Source organism: Aromatoleum bremense (assembly GCF_017894365.1).
GTDB classification, from domain to species: domain Bacteria; phylum Pseudomonadota; class Gammaproteobacteria; order Burkholderiales; family Rhodocyclaceae; genus Aromatoleum; species Aromatoleum bremense.
Genome location: NZ_CP059467.1, coordinates 3,535,066 through 3,551,897, shown reverse-complemented (window position 1 = coordinate 3,551,897; position 16,832 = coordinate 3,535,066). Strand labels below are relative to the sequence as shown.

Genomic DNA, 16,832 nt, shown 5'->3' with positions numbered 1-16,832 from the left:
CGGCTGGCAATCTGTCCACTTGATTGCGCCCCGGCAAATCACGGCAGTTCGCGCACCCGCAGGTAACGGGGGAAGCGCGGCAGGCCTTTCGCGGTGAGCTCGCGGTAACGGTAGGTCACGGTCGTGCCGATCGCCGGCGGGGTGCGCCGTTGCGCGTCGGAAAATCCGCTGCCGATGCGAAAGCGGCGTCCGTCGGGCGTTTCGACTTCAAGCGCCCCGAGCATGCCCTGGAGCCGGCCCTTGCCGGGCCGATGCGCCACCACGCGCGCTTCGGCGTCCAGCCAGGGCGTCAGCTTCAGCAGCACGTCGCTGCGTCCGGCAACCCACCCCGCATCGGCGCGATGCAGCATCAGGCCTTCTCCCCCGGCAGCGACGACACGCTCGAAGCGACGCCGCAGCGCTGCGGCGTCGGCGACGCGGAACTGCTCGACCGCATCCAGCCACGGCGGCCCGCCCGCCGTGGCCACCCTGATCCTGGTGATGCGCTCGGTGAAGCTGCCGGGGGCTTCCGGCATCTCGAACACCATGTAGCGCACCTGCCGCCATTCGTCGTCGACCGGTTGCTGCTTGCGCACGATGCCCGACAGCTGCTCGAAGCTGCGCCGGCCGATCCACAACTCGCCGTCGAGCGCCGCGCGCGGCAAGCCGTCGAGGAACCATTGCGGAGCCGCGATCGGCTGCCCGCTGCGAAAGCGCAGCACCCGCCCGTCCCACAGCGCCCTCACGCCGTCGAGTTTTTCGCTGACCCAGTACGCTGTCGGATCGACGTCGTCGCGATACACCATCGCGAGCGTCGCGGCAGGCCCGCTTGCCGTATCGGCGGCCGCTGGCAGCGGCGACGCGAGCAGCAGGGCGGAAAAAAGCGTGGCAAGGGCCTGCGACCGGAAGCTGCTTGCGCGGCACATTCGGCCGATCCGACGAAAACGGGAAATCGACAGCGAGAACGGGGTCATCGGGCACAAGCCTCCGGGTTGTCATGCCTTTGGCATTTTACGGTCTTTCGCGCGCGCCAGCACGGCGATCGGCGCCCAACGCTTTGCGTCAATCTCGCCCCTTCGCGCGGCCTTCGGTGGCGCCGCGGCGCGCGCGGGACGCCGACCGCGCTTCACCGTTACAATTCCTTCCCCGGATTCTCCGTCACCGCTCCCCACCACCGCCCAGCCCCGATGCAGCCCTCCGCCCTCCTCCTGCTCGGCCCCACCGCCAGCGGCAAGACCGCCGCCGCGCTGGCACTGGCGCGCGTGCTGCCGATCGAGATCGTCAGCGTCGATTCGGCCCTCGTCTATCGCGACATGGACATCGGCACCGCGAAGCCGACCGCAGCGGAACGCGCCGCCTGCCCGCACCACCTGATCGACATCGTGTCGCCCGCAGAAAGCTACTCGGCAGCGCACTTTCGTCGCGACGCGCTGCGGCTGATCGGCGAGATCCACGCGCGCGGCCGCATCGCGCTGCTCGCCGGCGGCACGATGCTGTACTTCAAGGCGCTGCGCGACGGGCTGTCGGACCTGCCCGCCGCCGACGCGGACCTGCGCGCCGACATCGACGCCGCCGCCGCGCGCCTCGGCTGGCCGGCACTGCATGCGCAACTCGCGCAACTCGATCCGGACGCCGCCGCGCGGCTCGACCCCGCCGACGCGCAGCGCATCCAGCGCGCGCTCGAGATCGTGCGCTTGACCGGACGGCCGCTTGCCGAGAGCTACGCCCGGCGCGAGGCCGCGGCGTTGCCGTTCCGCATTCTGCCGATCGCGCTCGCGCCATCGGATCGTGCGGTGCTGCATGCGCGCATCGAGCAGCGCTTCGACCAGATGCTCGCGGCCGGCCTCATCGACGAGGTGCGCGCGTTGCGCGCGCGCTATGTGCTCGACGCGGCGCTGCCATCGATGCGCTGCGTCGGCTACCGGCAGGTGTGGGAATATCTCGACGGCCGCGACGATTACGCCACGATGCGCTTCAAGGGCATCGCCGCGACGCGCCAGCTCGCCAAGCGCCAGCTCACGTGGCAACGGCAGTTCCGCGACAGCTGGCCCGAGCTCGTCGAGATCGACTGCCTGCGCACGGACCTCACCGATGCTGTCGGCGCAGCCGCCGCGCGCCTGCTCGCACCCTCACAGCACGCCGCGCACTAGCGCGACGCCGAACAGCCACACGACCGCAAGCGCGTACGCCGCGACGCAGTAACGCAGGTTCGCGCGCGCGAGCCCGAGCGCCGGCAGCGCGAAACGCCCTTGCAGCGACAGATGCACGCCGGCCATCGGATTGAGCGCGAGACCGATGCCCCAGCTCATCAGGAACATCAGCGCGAGCAGCAGCGGGTCGGGCGCGAGCGGCGCGAGCCACGCCGACGCGATGACGATCGTCACCACCGCGTGCACGCCGATCGCCGACAGCGCGATCATCAGTCCGAGCACGACCGCCGCCTGCAGCGGGCCGAAATGCTCGAACGGCAGCCAACCGGAATCGGCCTGCATCAGCGCCTGCAGGCCGGTCGCCAACACGCCCGCGGCGAGGAACAGCATCAGCTCGCCGGACATCGCCGGCAGGCGGCGGTGGGCGTGATCGATGATGCGCTCGACGCCCTCACCCGGCCCGCTGCGGACGAACACCGCGGCCACGCTGATCGCCAGCGCCGCGCCGCTGATGATCGCGAGCGACGACCACGCGGGCAGCAGGAAATGAGCGGCGCTGACGACGACCGTCAGCGCGAGCGGCAGCCACAGCGCCGACGGGCGCATCGGAAAGCCAACGAAGTCGGGATCCTCGCCCGCTGCCGCCGGCGGCAGCGTCCGTCCGGCGACCCACACCAGCACCGCAGCCAGTGGAGCGCCGGCGAGCGCGACGTCGGCGAGGCGCGCGTGCGGCGCATACGTCAGCGCGACCGCCATGGCGCCGAAGAACGGCGACCACAGCGCCGCGAGCATGAACGCGCGCGTGATCGCGGCGGCCTGCCGCAGGGACAGCCGCCCGGACTGCGCGAGTCGCTCGGCGACGATGAAAATCACCGACATGTTGATGACGGCGCCGAAAACATGCACGCCGGCCATCGTCTGCCACAACGCGCGTCGCCCGCGCGGAAGGGGCCGGTCATCGTCGCGCCCCATACCGACGAGCTGCAGGAAGCTCACCGCGGCGAGCATACCGAGCAGCGGCGTATTCTTCGTCAGCAGGCCGCTCCACGAAGGGCTATGGCCGCGCCACAGCGCAACCGCGAGGGCGACGGCGCCGAGCCCGGAAAGGATGATCGCGAAGCGGTGCTGTTTGTGGTCGAGGCGCGGCCACAGCGCGATTCCCGCACCCCATGCGGCGAGGCCGGCGGGCCAGGCCGGAAGGCCGGTGCGCGCACCGTACGCGAGCGACAGCAGCACCAGCGCCATCATCAGCCACGCGGCGAGGGCCGAACGCGGCCGCGAAAGGATTTGCTGCGGCTGCGAATGCGGCACTTATTCCGTCGCCGCGACCGGCTGTTCGGCCTCGATGCGGGTACGCTCGCGGCGCGCGAGGAGCGTATAGACGGTCGGCACGACGAACAGCGTGAACACCGTGCCCAGCAGCAAGCCGCCGACAATGACCCAGCCGATCTGCTGGCGGCTCTCGGCGCCGGCGCCGGTCGCGAGCGCGAGCGGGATCGAGCCGAGCACCATCGCCCCGGTCGTCATCAGGATCGGGCGCAGCCGCAGCACCGACGCGTCGATGACCGCGTCGCGCAGCGCAGCCCCACCGTCGCGCAGCTGGTTCGCGAACTCGACGATCAGGATGCCGTGCTTGGTGATCAGGCCGACCAGCGTGACGAGGCCAATCTGGCTATAGACGTTCAGCGTGCCGCCGGTGAAATACAGCGCCGCGAGCGCGCCGGTCATCGACAGCGGCACCGTCAGCATGATGATGAACGGGTCGCGGAAGCTCTCGAACTGGGCCGCCAGCACGAGGTAGATGAACGCCAGCGCAAGCACGAAGGTCAGCGCGAGGCTCGCCGAGCTGGTCTTGAACTCGCGCGACTGGCCGTCGTAGTCGATCGCGTAGCCGGCCGGCAGCACGCGCGCGGCCGTCTGTTCGAGAAATGCCAGCGCCTCGCCGAGCGCAAAATCCGGCGCGAGGTTCGCCGAAATGGTCACCGAACGCCGCTGGCCGAAGTGGTTGAGCTCGCGCGGGCTGACCGTCTCGCGCACCTGCACGAGGTTCGCGAGCGGTACCATCTCGCCGCTTTTGCCGCGCACGTAGATCTCGCGGATGTCGCGGGCAATGGTGCGGCTTGCCGCCTCGACCTGCACGATCACGTCGTACTGTTCCGCGTCCTTCTTGTAGCGCGTGACCTGCCGCCCGCCGAGCATCGTCTCGAGCGTGCGGCCGATCACGTCGACGGGAATGCCGAGGTCGGCGGCGCGGTCGCGGTCGACGTCGACCGCAAGTTCCGGCTTCGTCAGCTTCAGGTCGGTGTCCGGCGACACGAAGCCCGGATGGGCGCGCAGCTCGTCGAGCATCCGCTCGGTGTGGCGCGCGAGTTCGTCGTACGACTCCGACGTCGTGATGACGAAGCTGACCGGACGCGAGCGCGAACTCTGGCCGAACGCCGCCGGCAGCACCGGGAACGCGAGCAGCCCCGGCACCGCCGAGAGCTTCGGCCGCAGCTCGCCGGCGATCTCGGCGGCGCTGCGCTCGCGCTCGGCCCAGTCCGTGAAACCGGCGAACGAGATCCCCTGGGACACCGTCGGGCTACCCGAGATCACGAGGTAGCGATTGACTTCCGGCGTCTGGGCGAAGATCGCCTCGACCTGCGACATGTAGCGTCCCATGAAGTCGATCGTCGCGCCTTCCGGCCCGGAAAAGATGCCGACGACGCGGCCGCGGTCCTCGACCGGTGCGAGTTCCGTCTTCAGCGTCTTGAGCAGTACCAGCGACGAGCCGGCGACGACGACAAACGCGAGCACCACGACCCAGCGCAGTTGCAGCGCGGTGGTCAGCGCGCGGCGGTAGCCGTTGGTCAGCCAGCCGAGGAACCGCTCGATCGCGTTGTAGAAGCGGCCGTGCCGCTGCTCGTGGCGCAGCAGCTTCGAGCACATCATCGGCGACAGGGTCAGCGCGACGAAGCCCGACACGATCACCGCGCCGGCGAGCGTCAACGCGAACTCGGTGAAGAGCTTGCCGGTGCGCCCGGTCATGAACGCGACCGGCGCATACACCGCGGCGAGCGTGATCGTCATCGCGACGACGGCGAAGCCGATCTCGCGCGCGCCGCGGAATGCCGCCTGGACGGGCTCCATGCCCTCCTCGATATGCCGGTAGATGTTCTCGAGCACGACGATCGCGTCATCGACGACGAGGCCGATCGCGAGCACCAGCGCGAGCAGCGTCAGCGTGTTGATCGAGAAGCCGAACGCGAACATCAGCGTGAACGCGCCGACGAGCGACACCGGGATCGTCACCAGCGGCACCAGCATCGCGCGCCAGTTGCGCAGAAAGAAGAAGCAGATCACGGCGACGAGGACGACCGCCTCCCAGATCGTGGTGAACACCGACGCGATCGAGCGGTCGATGAACACCGTCGTGTCGTTCGCGATGCTCATCGTCATGCCTTCGGGCAGCTCCGCCTCGAGCACCGGCATCATCTCGACGAGGCCGCGCTTGAGGTCGAGCGGGTTCGCGACCGACTGTTTGATCAGGCCGAGCGACACCGCCGGCTTGCCCATGAAACGCACCAGCGTGCGCTCGTTCTGCGCGGCGACCTCGACGCGGCCGACGTCGCGGATGCGCACCGGGCGCCCGTCGGCCGTCCCGGGTTCACGCACGACGACCGCCTCGAACTCCTGCGGCTCGTCGAGATCGGTCTGCGCGACGACGGCGAATTCGCGCTCGCGGCTTTCGATGCGCCCGGCCGGCAGCTCGACGTTCTGGCGCCGGATCGCGTCCTCGACGTCCTGTGGCGTGAGGTTGAATGCCGCGAGCCGGTCGCGATCAAGCCAGATGCGCATCGAATAGCGGCGCTCGCCGAACACGCGCGCGTCGGCGGCGCCCGACAGGGTCTGCAGCCGCGGCTTGACGATGCGGCTGGCGATGTCGCTCAGTTCGAGCGACGAGTGGCGATCCGACGAGAAGGCGATCCAGATGATCGGGCTCGCGTCGGCTTCAACTTTCGAGATCACCGGCTCGTCGATGTCGTCCGGCAGGCGGCGGCGCTGGCGCGACACGCGGTCGCGCACGTCGGCCGCGGCGCTGTCGGCGTCGCGCTCGATGCGAAAGCGGATCGTGATCTGGCTGCGCTCCTGGCGGCTGATCGACTGGATCACGTCGACGCCTTCGATGCCTGCGAGCGAATCCTCGAGCGGCTTCGTGACCTGCGATTCGACAATCTCGGCGCTCGCGCCGGTGTAGGTCGTGTCCACGGTCACGACCGGCTCGTCGATGTTCGGGTATTCGCGCACCGTCAGACGCGAATACGACATCAGCCCGATCAGCAGCACCAGCAGCGACAGCACCGTCGCGAACACCGGGCGCTTGATGCAGATCTCGGACAGGATCATCGCGTGTCTCCGGTCAACCGGCTCCGCCGGCGGCGCCTGCCGAGGGCGCCTCGCCAGTCCCGTCCGCGCGCACGACGCGCACCGGCGCCCCGTCGCGCAGCTTGAGCTGGCCCGCCGTCACAACGACATCGCCGGCCTGCAGGCCGCGCACGACTTCGACGCGGGTGCCGCGCCGCACCCCGGTCGACACCTCGACGCGCTGCGCCTTGCCGTCGACGACGCGATAGACGAACTGCACGTTCCCGGGCGCCGACACCAGTGCCTCCTCGGGGAGGATCGCGACGTCGGCGCGCTGCTGCAGGATCAGCCGCACGCGCGCGAACATCCCCGGGCGCAGCCGCAGGCCTTCGTTGGGAAGCGTCGCGCGCATCACGACCGAGCGTCCCTGTTCGTCGACGAGCGGGTCGATCGCGGCGACCCGCGCCTCGAAGCGCTGACCGGGAATCGCGTCGGATGTGATTTCGAGCGTCTGCCCGGGGCGCACGCGCGCGAGATAGTTTTCCGGCAGGCGGAAATCGACTTTCAGCGTCGCGATATCCTCGAGATTGACCAGGTCGTCGCCTTCCTTGACGTAGTCGCCGACACTGACGTTGCGAATCCCGACGACGCCGGCGAACGGCGCACGCAGGCGCGTGCGGTCGAGGTGCGCTTCGGCGAGCGCCATGTTCGCGCGCGCGACTTCGAGTTGCGAAGCCGCTTCGTCGCGGGCGCTGTGGCTGAGGAACTTGCGCTTGAAGAGATCGTCGGTGCGGCCGTAATTCGCCTCGGCGAGCGCGAGGTTCGCCTTCGCCTGCTGCACTTCGGCCTGCTGCACCGCCGCGTCGAGTTCGATCAGCACTTCGCCGCGCCGTACCGGCCCGCCTTCGCGGAACCGGATCGCGGCGATGCGTCCGGCGATTTCGGGCCGCAGCACGACCGATTCATTCGAGCGCAACGTGCCGACTGCGGTGACGTCGTCGGCGACGGTCTCGGACGTTACCGTGACGGTCTCGACGCCGACCGGGTCCGCCTTCGCCGCAGCACCGGCTGCGCCGCCATTGCCCCGTTGTGCCGCGGGCGCCGTGCCCGCCGGTTGCGGCGTCGCCGGCGTGCGGTTCGCATAATACGCGTAGCCCGCAAGCGCGGCGAGGCCGACGAGGCTGAGGACGACGATCAGGCGGCGAGGGGCGGGCATTGCGGCCGGCCTCAGCCGACCGTCGTCTGCGCCGCGCCTTCGGCCCGCGACTCGATCCGGCCGAGCCGATAGACGGTCTCGCCCGCGGCCTCGAGGTTCTGCACTGCCGCGTCGGCCTGCGCGGCCGACACGATGACGACCATGCCGACGCCGCAGTTGAAGACGCGATACATTTCCTGCGCGTCGACGTTGCCGGCGTCACGGAGCCACTGGAACAGCGGCGGCAGCGTCCACGACGACGCCTCGAGGCGCGCGGCCAGGTCGGGGCCGAGGATGCGCGGCACGTTCTCGAGCAGGCCGCCGCCGGTGATGTGCGCCATGCCCTTGACGACGCCGGGGATCGCCTGCATCAGGCCGAGCATCGGCTTCACGTACAGGCGCGTCGGTTCGAGGATCACGTCGCGCAGCGGACGGCCGTGGAAGTCGGCGTCGAGGTCCGGCTTTGCCAGATCGAGGATCTTGCGGATCAGCGAATAGCCGTTCGAATGCGCGCCGCTCGACGCGAGGCCGAGGACGACGTCGCCAGGGACGATCTTCGAGCCGTCGATGATTTCGGACTTCTCGACCGCGCCGACCGCGAAGCCGGCCAGATCGTATTCGCCGTCCGGGTACATGCCGGGCATCTCGGCGGTCTCGCCGCCGATCAGCGCGCAGCCGGACAGCTCGCAGCCGCGCGCGATGCCGCCGACGACCGCTGCCGCGGTGTCGACATCAAGCTTGCCGCAGGCGAAGTAGTCGAGGAAGAACAGTGGCTCGGCGCCCTGCACTAGGATGTCGTTGACGCTCATTGCGACCAGGTCCTGGCCGACGGTGTCGTGCTTGTTCAGCTGGAACGCGAGCTTCAGCTTCGTGCCGACACCGTCGGTGCCCGACACCAGCACCGGCTCGCGGTACTTTTTCGACAACTCGAACAGCGCGCCGAAGCCGCCGATGCCACCGAGCACTTCGGGGCGCATGGTGCGTTTCGCGAGCGGCTTGATGCGGTCGACGAGCGCATCGCCGGCATCGATATCGACGCCAGCGTCGCGGTAGGAAAGCGAAGGTTTCGGGGAGCTCAAGTGGGTTCCTCTAGCGTGCGGAATGCGGGGGTTCGGCCGGACCCGGCGAGCGGGAAACTTGAGGCCGCAACGCCAAGTGGCTACATTTACGGGTTTCGCGGGTCACTCCGGCACTTGCCGGGCACCCGCGCCAAGCTCGCGATTTTACTCGAAATGACCCAATCCCGCGCCGACCGTCTGCAATCCGCCGTGTGGGCCGGCGTTGCGCTTGCGCTCGTCGCGCTGCTCTACGCGCTGGGGCCGATCCTCGCACCGTTCGTGATCGCGGCGGTGTTCGCGTACATTTGCGACCCGCCGGTGAACTGGATGGCCCGGCGCCGCATTCCGCGGCCGCTCGCGGTGCTGCTGGTGATCCTCGGCCTGGCCGCGATGTTGCTGCTGCTACTGCTGATCCTCGCGCCGATGATCTATCGCGAGGGGATCGCGCTTGTGGGCCGCCTGCCGGACCTGATCGAGCTGCTCAATTCCCGCGTCGCACCGCAACTGATGGAGCGCTTCGGCATCGACGTGCAGCTCGATGCGGCGTTCGTGCGCACCTGGATCACCGAGAACTGGAGCACCGCACAGGACCTGGTGCCGGTCATCCTCGGCCACCTGCGCGAGGGCGGCAGCGCGCTGGTCGGCCTCGCGGCGCTCGTGCTGCTGATCCCGGTGGTGATGTTCTACCTGCTGCAGGACTGGCCGCAGCTGGTCGCGAACGTGCAGAAGATCATTCCGCGCCCGATGCTGCCGCGCACGTTGCGCATCTTCAACGACATCGATTCGGTGCTGTCGCAGTTCCTGCGCGGCCAGCTCTCCGTGATGCTGCTGCTCGCGGTGTTCTACAGCGTCGGCCTGTGGCTCGCCGGACTGAAGTTCGCGTTGCCGGTGGGCGTCATCACCGGCCTGCTGGTGTTCATCCCCTACATCGGCTTCGGCGGCGGCCTGATCCTCGCGGTCCTCACCGCACTGCTGCAGGCCGACGGCTGGTCGCCGCTGATCGGCGTCGCGATCGTGTACGGCCTCGGGCAGGCGATCGAGAGCTTCGTGCTGACGCCCTACCTCGTCGGCGAGCGCATCGGTCTGCATCCGGTTGCAGTGATCTTCGCGCTGATGGCGTTCGGCCAGCTGTTCGGCTTCGTCGGCGTGCTCGTCGCGCTGCCGGCAAGCGCGGCGATCCTCGTCGGCTTGCGCGAACTGCGTGCCGCATGGGTCGCGAGCCGCCTCTACCGGGGCGACAACGAATCGCGCATCGAGGAGACCGGCAAGTGAAGCAGCTCGTGCTCGACATCCGCCCCGATACGCCGCCGACGCTCGACAACTTTGTCGTCGGCAGCAACGACGAACTGGTGGCCGCGCTCGACGCAATCGGAGCGCACGCCGCCCATCTGTATCTTTGGGGCCCCGCGGGCAGCGGGCGCAGCCATCTGTTGCGTGCGGCGGTCGCCGGCGCGCGCGCCGCAGGCCGCCCGGCCCTCTACGTCCCGGCCGCCGAAGCGGGGGACGAATTGCCGCAGACCGGCGACGCGCTGCTCGCCGTCGACGATGTTCACGCACTCGACGCAGCCGCGCAGGTCGCGCTGTTCAACGCGTTCAACCGCGCGCGCGGCAACGGCCAGACGCTGCTCCTGGCCGGCGCGACCGCCCCGCTGCAGCTCGCGGTGCGCGAGGATCTGCGTACCCGCGTCGGCCAGTGCCTGGTCTATGAAGTCCGCCCGCTCGACGATGAAGCGCGCGCCGCCATCCTGCGCACGCTCGCCGAGCGGCGCGGCCTGCCGCTCGCCGACGAAGTGACCGATTTCCTGCTGCGCCACGGCCGCCGCGACCTGCCGAGCCTGCTCGCGGTGCTCGATGCGCTCGACACCGCGTCGCTCGAACGCAAGCGCGCGGTCACCCTGCCGCTGCTGCGCGAGATGATCCAGGCCGGTCTCGACATATGAGCCCGGGTAGCCCACATCCTCGCGTCGTGCCGGGCACGCCTGCTGCCCCCCGACCGATCCGGACCCCATTCCCATTCAAGGAAACCAGCTTGGACCTCGTACTATTCGACCTCGACAACACGCTGCTCGATGGCGACTCCGACTTCGCGTGGGCGCAGTTTCTCATCGCCAAGGGCGTGCTCGACCGCGAAGTGCAGGAAGCGAAGAACATCGGCTTCTACGAGCAATACAAGGCCGGCACGCTCGATATCTTCGAGTTCCTCGACTTCCAGCTCGCCCCGCTCGCGCGCCATCCGCGCGCGCAGCTCGACGCGTGGCACCGCGAATTCATGGCGACGGCCGTCGCACCGATGATCACCGACAAGGCCCGCCGGCTCGTGCGCGAACAGCTCGACCACGGCGCGCTGGTCGCAGTCGTCACTGCGACGAACAGCTTCGTCACCGGCCCGATCGTGCGCGAATTCGGCATCGCCCATCTCATCGCGACGATTCCGGCGCAGGAACACGGTGCGTTCACCGGCAAACCGCGTGGAACTCCGGCGTTCAAGGCGGGCAAGATCAAACGTGTCGACAGCTGGCTCGAGTCGATCGGCCTGTATCACGGCAGCTTCTCGCGCTCGTGGTTCTACAGCGACTCGCACAACGACCTGCCGCTGATGGCGCGCGTCACCGATCCGGTCGCTGTCGACCCCGATGACACGCTGCGCGCGCACGCGCTCGCCCATGGCTGGCCGGTCATCTCGCTGCGGTAAGGCGGCAGCAGCGCCCTGCAAGCCCCTGCATCGGTTATGATTGCACGCTTATGTTGACCGCTCCGCCCTCTTTCCAATGATCCGCAAGCTGCTGCGCAAAGTATTCCAGCGCGCCGCGCTGCCACCCGTGAATACCGAACCCGCGCTGATTCCCGTCGCTCAGCATGGCGTTCGCCGCGAGCAGATCTCGCCGGTCGCGCGCAAGGTCTGCACGGTGCTGCAGGAACACGGCCACAAGGCATTCGTCGTCGGCGGCGCAGTGCGCGATCTCCTTGTCGGCCACCCGCCGAAAGACTACGACGTCGCGACGAGCGCGACGCCCGAGGAAGTCCGCGCGCTGTTCCGCCGCTCGCGCATCATCGGCCGCCGCTTCAAGATCGTGCATGTCATGAGCGGTCCGGAGACGATCGAAGTGTCGACGTTTCGCGCGAGCCAGGCGGCCGAGAGCACTGAAACCGACGAACACGGCCGGGTGCTGCGCGACAACGTTTTCGGCTCGCAGGCCGAGGACGCGACACGGCGCGACTTTACCGTTAATGCGTTGTACTACGATCCGACGACCGAGCAGATCGTCGATTATCACCACGGCGTCGCCGACCTGAAGCAGAAGACGCTGCGCATCATCGGCGATCCGCGCGCGCGCTACCGCGAAGACCCGGTGCGGATGCTGCGCGGCGTGCGACTCGGCGCCAAGCTCGGCCTGACGCTCGACCCTGCCGCGCGCCACCCGATCCGCGAGATGGCCTCGCTGCTCGAAAACGTCCCGGCCGCGCGGCTCTTCGACGAGATGCTGAAGCTGCTGTTCTCCGGGTACGCGCTGAAATGCCTGGAACAGCTGCGCGAGGAAGGCCTGCACCACGGCCTGCTGCCACTGCTCGACGTAATCCTCGAACAGCCGATGGGCGAACGCTTCGTCAGGCTGGCCCTCGAGAATACCGACGAGCGCGTGCGCCAGGACAAATCGGTATCGCCGGGCTTCCTGTTCGCGACGCTGTTGTGGCACGAAGTGCTTGCCGCGTGGGAAACGCGCAAGCGCAGCGGCGAGCACACCCAGCCCGCGCTGTTCGCGGCGATGGACGACGTGCTCGAGGCGCAGGCCGGCAAGCTCGCGATCACACGGCGCATCGTTGGTGACATCAAGGAAATCTGGGCGCTGCAACCCCGCTTCGACAAGTGCAGCGGCAAGACGCCCTACCGCCTTATCGAACAGCCGCGTTACCGGGCCGCATGGGACTTCCTGCGCTTGCGCGCGCAGTCGGGCGAAATCGACCTGGCGCTCCCCGAGTGGTGGGACCAGTTCGCGCATGCCGGCCACGACGCACGCGAAGCCCTGCTCGCCGAGGCAGCCGGCCGCGGCGAAGCGCCCGAGCGCAAGCGGCGTCGGCGCCGGCGCAAGCCGGCCGAGACCGACACCGCCACCATCGACGCGTCATGAAACGATCCGGCCCGGGCCGGACCCCCGCCACGCACGCTCCGGTGCGCACATCCAAGCACCCTCCGGTGCGCACCTTCGTCGCGCTGGGCGCGAACCTCGGCCAGCCGGTCGCGACGCTCCGGACTGCATTCGAGGCTCTCGACAGCTTGCCCGACACGCGCGTTGTCGCCCGCTCGGCCCTATACCGCACCGCCCCGGTAGGCGTCAGCGGGCAGCCCGACTTCTTCAACGCGGTCGCCGCGATCGACACGACATTGCCCGCGCGGACACTGCTCGATGCCTTGTTCGACATCGAGGCCCGCCTCGGCCGCACCCGGGCCTATCCTCAGGCGCCACGAACGCTGGACCTCGACCTGCTGCTCTACGGCGGCGACACCGTCGATGAACCCGGACTCGAAATCCCGCATCCGCGCATGCACCTGCGCGCCTTCGTGCTCGTCCCCCTCGCGGAAATCGCCCCGGCGGCGACGATCCCCGGCCGCGGGTGCGTCGCCGATCTCCTGCCGGGAGTATGCGACCAGGCAATTGAAAGACTGCCGGACTGACGCCTCCGATGCCTGCCTGGCTCCAGACGATCCCGGTATGGCTTCAGGCCACGCTGCTCCTCGCCGCGTCGAACGTGTTCATGACCTTCGCGTGGTACGGACATCTCAGGAACATGCAGTCGAAAGCCTGGTTCGTTGCGGCGATCGCGAGCTGGGGCATCGCGCTGTTCGAATACCTGCTGCAGGTGCCGGCGAACCGCATCGGCGCGACGCAGTTCAGCCTCGCACAGCTCAAGATCCTGCAGGAAGTCATCACGCTGCTGGTGTTCATACCGTTCGTCGTGCTGTACATGAAGCAGCCGATGAAGCTTGACTACCTTTGGGCCGCGTTGTGTATGCTTGGTGCGGTATATTTCATTTTTCGCAACTAGAGACGGGTCCGGCACATGCTCGACAAGGCGCGCTACATCGTGATCGAAGGGCCGATCGGCGCCGGCAAAACCTCGCTCGCGCGCCGGCTCGCGGAGCGGCTCGATGCCGAGACGGTGTTCGAGCAGCCGGAGCAGAACGCGTTTCTCGGGCGTTTCTATCAGGACCCGCAACGCTGGGCACTGCCGACCCAGCTGTCGTTCCTGTTCCAGCGCGTCGATCAGCTCGCCGCGCTGGCCGAGCGCACCGAAGCGCCCCCGCGCGTCGTGTCGGACTTCGTTCTCGACAAGGATCCGCTGTTCGCGGCGCTCAACCTCGCCGACGACGAACTGGCGCTCTACCGCCGGATCTTCGACAGCATGCAGCCGGTCGCGGTGCGGCACCCCGACCTCGTGATCTATCTGCAGGCGAAACCCGAGACGCTGATCGAGCGTATCCGGCGACGAGGCGTGGAGAGCGAACGCCGCATCACCGAGCGTTACCTGGAGCAGGTCGCCGCGCGCTACGCGCGGTTCTTCTACGATTACGACACCGCGCCGCTGTTCGTCGTCGACGCCGAGATCCTCAACCCGGTCGAGCAGGACGATGACTTCGAGCTCCTGCTCGACCACCTGCGCAACATGCGCGGCTATCGCGAGTTCTTCGGCTACGCCGGCTGACCGCTTCCCCGCCGGCAACTTTTCGCAGACCCACTTGTGCGGCGCGACATTTTACGGAAAACTCCGGCTCTCCTCAGGAGTCCCCCATGAGCTACCTCCAGGACGACAAACCCGTCACCCTGTTCGAAATTGGCAAGATGCGCGCCGAAGGGCGCAAGATCAGCATGCTCACCTGCTATGACGCGAGCTTCGCGTCGCTGCTCGAGCGCGCCGGTGTCGACATTGTCCTCGTCGGTGACTCGCTCGGCAACGTCGTGCAGGGACAGAAGTCCACGCTGCCCGTGACGCTGGAGCACATGATCTACCACACCGAATGTGTCGTGCGCGGCGCCACCCGCCCGTTCATCGTCACCGACATGCCGTTCGGTTCGTATCACGAGAGCCCGTCGCAGGCGATGCGCAACGCCGCCCGCCTGCTCGCCGCCGGCGCGCAGATGGTCAAGCTCGAAGGTGGCGCCTTCATGGCCGAAACCGTCCGTTTCCTCGTCGAACGCGGCGTGCCGGTATGTGCCCACATCGGCCTCACGCCGCAGTCCGTGCACCAGCTGGGAGGCTACCGCGTGCAGGGCCGCAGCGAGGCCGCAGCGGCGCAGCTGAAGGCCGATGCGCTGGCGCTGGAACAGGCCGGCGCCGCGCTGATGGTCATGGAAATGGTCCCCGCCGCGCTCGCCGGGGAGGTCACCGCGAGCCTCGCCTCGATGGCGACGATCGGCATCGGCGCGGGCCCGGACTGCGACGGCCAGGTGCTCGTGCTGCACGACATGATCGGCGTCTATCCAGGCAAGAAAGCGCGCTTCGTCAGGAATTTCATGAGCGGCAAGGCTAGCATCGAGGAGGCCGTCGCGAGCTACGTCCAGGCCGTCAAGGACGGCAGTTTCCCCGCCCCCGAACACTGTTATTGAGCCGCGCCCTTCAAGCTTCCGAGACCCGCTGCCATGCAGATCCACACCACCATCCAGAGCCTGCACGCCGCGCGCGCCGCTGCCGCCGGCAAAGTCGCACTCGTGCCCACGATGGGCAACCTGCACGACGGGCACATCGCGCTGGTGCGGCAGGCCGCAGGCCATGCCGATTCGATTGTCGCGAGCATTTTCGTCAACCGCCTGCAGTTCGGCCCGCGTGACGACTTCGACCGCTATCCGCGGACGTTCAAGGACGACTGCGAAAGGCTCGAGGCGGCGGGCGTCGCCCACGTGTTTGCGCCGGATGAAGGCGAGATGTACCCGCAACCGCAGCAATACCACGTCGCCCCGGCGCCGGCGCACGTCACCATCCTCGAAGGCGAGTTCCGTCCCGGCCACTTCCGCGGCGTCGCGACGGTCGTGCTGAAGCTCCTCAACATCGTGCGCCCGGACGTCGCGCTGTTCGGCAAGAAGGACTACCAGCAGCTGATGGTGCTGACGAACATGGTGCGCGAACTGGCCGTCGCGGTCGAGGTCGTGCCGGGCGAGACGATCCGCGCGACCGACGGGCTTGCGCTGTCGTCGCGCAACGGCTACCTGTCCGCCGAAGAGCGCGCCGAGGCGCCGCGGCTATACCGCGAGCTCGCCCGCATCCGCGATGCGGTGCGGGGCGGCGATCGCGATTTCCTGAAGCTCGAAACCGAGGCGGTGGCCGGGCTCGCCGCGTATGGCTGGCGCCCCGACTACATCGCCGTGCGCCGTCGCATGGACCTGCAGCCTCCGTGCCACGCCGACGATCCGCTGGTCGTGCTCGCCGCAGCGAAGCTCGGCCACACGCGGCTGATCGACAATCTCGAACTCTGAACGGCATCGGGCGCCGCCGGCCCGCTTGCCCGCGCAGGTCGCGCTTGCGTCCGCGCCAAAGTCGATTCAAGCTATGACGACGTGTTCGCGTCGGTGCCGGCCGGCACGGCAGTCAACGACAAGAGGAGGGAAGCAGCAATGACCACCACGACAGTGCGGCAGATTCTGGAAACAAAAGGCGCGGGCGCTCATGCAGTGTCACCGGACGTCAGCGTGTTCGATGCGCTGGCAGTCATGGCCAAGCACGACATCGGCGCCGTGCTGGTGACGGAAAACGATCACCTCACGGGGATATTCACCGAACGCGACTATGCGCGGAAACTCGTGCTGAAAGGCCTCAGTTCGAAAGAGGCGACGGTCGGCGAGCTGATGACGCCGAACGTCTGCACGATCACGCCGTCGCACACGGTCGATGAGGTCATGAACATCATGACCGAGAACCGCTTTCGCCACCTCCCGGTTGTCGAGCGCGGCAAGATCGTCGGCATCGTGACGATCGGCGACGTCGTCAAATCGATCATCGTCCAGCAGGAAGAGACGATCAGCCACCTGTCGAGCTACATCGCCGGCGACATCACGAACTGAGCGGCAGCGACGACGCAGCCTGCAGGATCGGCGATCGGCCGCACGGGCCCACGGG

The 16,832-nt window shown here is 68.3% G+C and carries 16 protein-coding genes; 11 read left to right on the top strand and 5 right to left on the bottom strand.

Translation table 11 applies throughout. The features are described from left to right. Nucleotides 1-38: 38 nt before the first annotated feature. The gene (locus pbN1_RS16670; protein ID WP_169202817.1) at nucleotides 39-905 is read right to left on the bottom strand and encodes a DNA ligase; all 867 of its coding nucleotides are present in this window, start codon (nucleotides 903-905) and stop codon (nucleotides 39-41) included. Nucleotides 906-1,166: 261 nt separating this feature from the next. On the opposite strand from pbN1_RS16670, the gene miaA reads away from it, so the two are divergent. After that, complete coding sequence (miaA, locus tag pbN1_RS16665; RefSeq protein ID WP_169201923.1) at nucleotides 1,167-2,129, top strand: tRNA (adenosine(37)-N6)-dimethylallyltransferase MiaA; 963 nt, start codon at nucleotides 1,167-1,169, stop codon at nucleotides 2,127-2,129. Here miaA and pbN1_RS16660 read toward each other — a convergent pair. From pbN1_RS16660 to purM, 4 genes are read right to left on the bottom strand one after another with little or no spacing between them, the layout of a single operon-like run. Continuing rightward, nucleotides 2,109-3,440, bottom strand: a complete 1,332-nt coding sequence (locus pbN1_RS16660; protein WP_169201924.1) for a hypothetical protein — start codon at nucleotides 3,438-3,440, stop codon at nucleotides 2,109-2,111. The two genes, miaA and pbN1_RS16660, sit on opposite strands and share 21 nt — an antisense overlap. Then, a complete protein-coding gene (locus tag pbN1_RS16655) occupies nucleotides 3,441-6,515 on the bottom strand; it encodes an efflux RND transporter permease subunit (protein WP_169201925.1) in 3,075 nt (1,024 codons plus the stop codon). A gap of 13 nt (nucleotides 6,516-6,528) precedes the next feature. After that, nucleotides 6,529-7,689, bottom strand: a complete 1,161-nt coding sequence (locus pbN1_RS16650) for an efflux RND transporter periplasmic adaptor subunit (RefSeq protein WP_169201926.1) — start codon at nucleotides 7,687-7,689, stop codon at nucleotides 6,529-6,531. Between the two features lie 11 nt (nucleotides 7,690-7,700). After that, nucleotides 7,701-8,747 (bottom strand): phosphoribosylformylglycinamidine cyclo-ligase, encoded by a 1,047-nt coding sequence (gene purM, locus pbN1_RS16645; protein ID WP_169201927.1) that lies wholly within the window; start codon nucleotides 8,745-8,747, stop codon nucleotides 7,701-7,703. A 153-nt stretch (nucleotides 8,748-8,900) separates the two neighbouring features. On the opposite strand from purM, the gene pbN1_RS16640 reads away from it, so the two are divergent. The 10 genes from pbN1_RS16640 (at nucleotide 8,901) to pbN1_RS16595 (ending at nucleotide 16,777) form a co-directional block, all read left to right on the top strand. After that, nucleotides 8,901-9,998, top strand: a complete 1,098-nt coding sequence (locus pbN1_RS16640) for an AI-2E family transporter (protein WP_169201928.1) — start codon at nucleotides 8,901-8,903, stop codon at nucleotides 9,996-9,998. Then, entirely contained in the window at nucleotides 9,995-10,666 is a 672-nt protein-coding gene (gene hda / locus pbN1_RS16635) for a DnaA regulatory inactivator Hda (protein ID WP_169201929.1), read from the top strand. Before pbN1_RS16640 ends, hda begins: the two co-directional genes overlap by 4 nt. 89 nt (nucleotides 10,667-10,755) lie before the next feature. Further along, nucleotides 10,756-11,418 (top strand): histidinol-phosphatase, encoded by a 663-nt coding sequence (locus pbN1_RS16630; protein ID WP_169201930.1) that lies wholly within the window; start codon nucleotides 10,756-10,758, stop codon nucleotides 11,416-11,418. Nucleotides 11,419-11,494: 76 nt separating this feature from the next. Beyond that, entirely contained in the window at nucleotides 11,495-12,853 is a 1,359-nt protein-coding gene (gene pcnB, locus pbN1_RS16625; RefSeq protein WP_169201931.1) for a polynucleotide adenylyltransferase PcnB, read from the top strand. Next, the gene (gene folK, locus pbN1_RS16620) at nucleotides 12,850-13,398 is read left to right on the top strand and encodes a 2-amino-4-hydroxy-6-hydroxymethyldihydropteridine diphosphokinase (protein WP_169201932.1); all 549 of its coding nucleotides are present in this window, start codon (nucleotides 12,850-12,852) and stop codon (nucleotides 13,396-13,398) included. The genes pcnB and folK overlap by 4 nt, the downstream gene beginning before the upstream one ends. A gap of 8 nt (nucleotides 13,399-13,406) precedes the next feature. Beyond that, nucleotides 13,407-13,769: a DMT family protein gene (locus pbN1_RS16615; protein ID WP_169201933.1), complete on the top strand. Its 363-nt coding sequence runs from the start codon at nucleotides 13,407-13,409 to the stop codon at nucleotides 13,767-13,769. Between the two features lie 15 nt (nucleotides 13,770-13,784). Further along, nucleotides 13,785-14,426 (top strand): deoxynucleoside kinase, encoded by a 642-nt coding sequence (locus pbN1_RS16610; protein ID WP_169201934.1) that lies wholly within the window; start codon nucleotides 13,785-13,787, stop codon nucleotides 14,424-14,426. Nucleotides 14,427-14,512: 86 nt separating this feature from the next. Further along, entirely contained in the window at nucleotides 14,513-15,328 is an 816-nt protein-coding gene (panB, locus tag pbN1_RS16605; protein ID WP_169201935.1) for a 3-methyl-2-oxobutanoate hydroxymethyltransferase, read from the top strand. Between the two features lie 33 nt (nucleotides 15,329-15,361). Then, complete coding sequence (panC, locus tag pbN1_RS16600; RefSeq protein ID WP_169201936.1) at nucleotides 15,362-16,192, top strand: pantoate--beta-alanine ligase; 831 nt, start codon at nucleotides 15,362-15,364, stop codon at nucleotides 16,190-16,192. Nucleotides 16,193-16,330: 138 nt separating this feature from the next. Next, nucleotides 16,331-16,777, top strand: a complete 447-nt coding sequence (locus pbN1_RS16595) for a CBS domain-containing protein (protein WP_169201937.1) — start codon at nucleotides 16,331-16,333, stop codon at nucleotides 16,775-16,777. Nucleotides 16,778-16,832: the final 55 nt, after the last annotated feature.

Bases quoted from the DNA above. Each gene is read 5' to 3' on its own strand.
- pbN1_RS16595 (WP_169201937.1), top strand. From the start codon at position 16,331: ATGACCACCACGACAGTGCGGCAGATTCTGGAAACAAAAGGCGCGGGC.
- panC (WP_169201936.1), top strand. From the start codon at position 15,362: ATGCAGATCCACACCACCATCCAGAGCCTGCACGCCGCGCGCGCCGCT.
- pbN1_RS16615 (WP_169201933.1), top strand. From the start codon at position 13,407: ATGCCTGCCTGGCTCCAGACGATCCCGGTATGGCTTCAGGCCACGCTG.
- folK (WP_169201932.1), top strand. From the start codon at position 12,850: ATGAAACGATCCGGCCCGGGCCGGACCCCCGCCACGCACGCTCCGGTG.
- pbN1_RS16650 (WP_169201926.1), bottom strand. From the start codon at position 7,689: ATGCCCGCCCCTCGCCGCCTGATCGTCGTCCTCAGCCTCGTCGGCCTC.
- pbN1_RS16670 (WP_169202817.1), bottom strand. From the start codon at position 905: ATGTGCCGCGCAAGCAGCTTCCGGTCGCAGGCCCTTGCCACGCTTTTT.
- pbN1_RS16640 (WP_169201928.1), top strand. From the start codon at position 8,901: ATGACCCAATCCCGCGCCGACCGTCTGCAATCCGCCGTGTGGGCCGGC.
- pbN1_RS16610 (WP_169201934.1), top strand. From the start codon at position 13,785: ATGCTCGACAAGGCGCGCTACATCGTGATCGAAGGGCCGATCGGCGCC.
- panB (WP_169201935.1), top strand. From the start codon at position 14,513: ATGAGCTACCTCCAGGACGACAAACCCGTCACCCTGTTCGAAATTGGC.
- pcnB (WP_169201931.1), top strand. From the start codon at position 11,495: ATGATCCGCAAGCTGCTGCGCAAAGTATTCCAGCGCGCCGCGCTGCCA.
- miaA (WP_169201923.1), top strand. From the start codon at position 1,167: ATGCAGCCCTCCGCCCTCCTCCTGCTCGGCCCCACCGCCAGCGGCAAG.
- pbN1_RS16655 (WP_169201925.1), bottom strand. From the start codon at position 6,515: ATGATCCTGTCCGAGATCTGCATCAAGCGCCCGGTGTTCGCGACGGTG.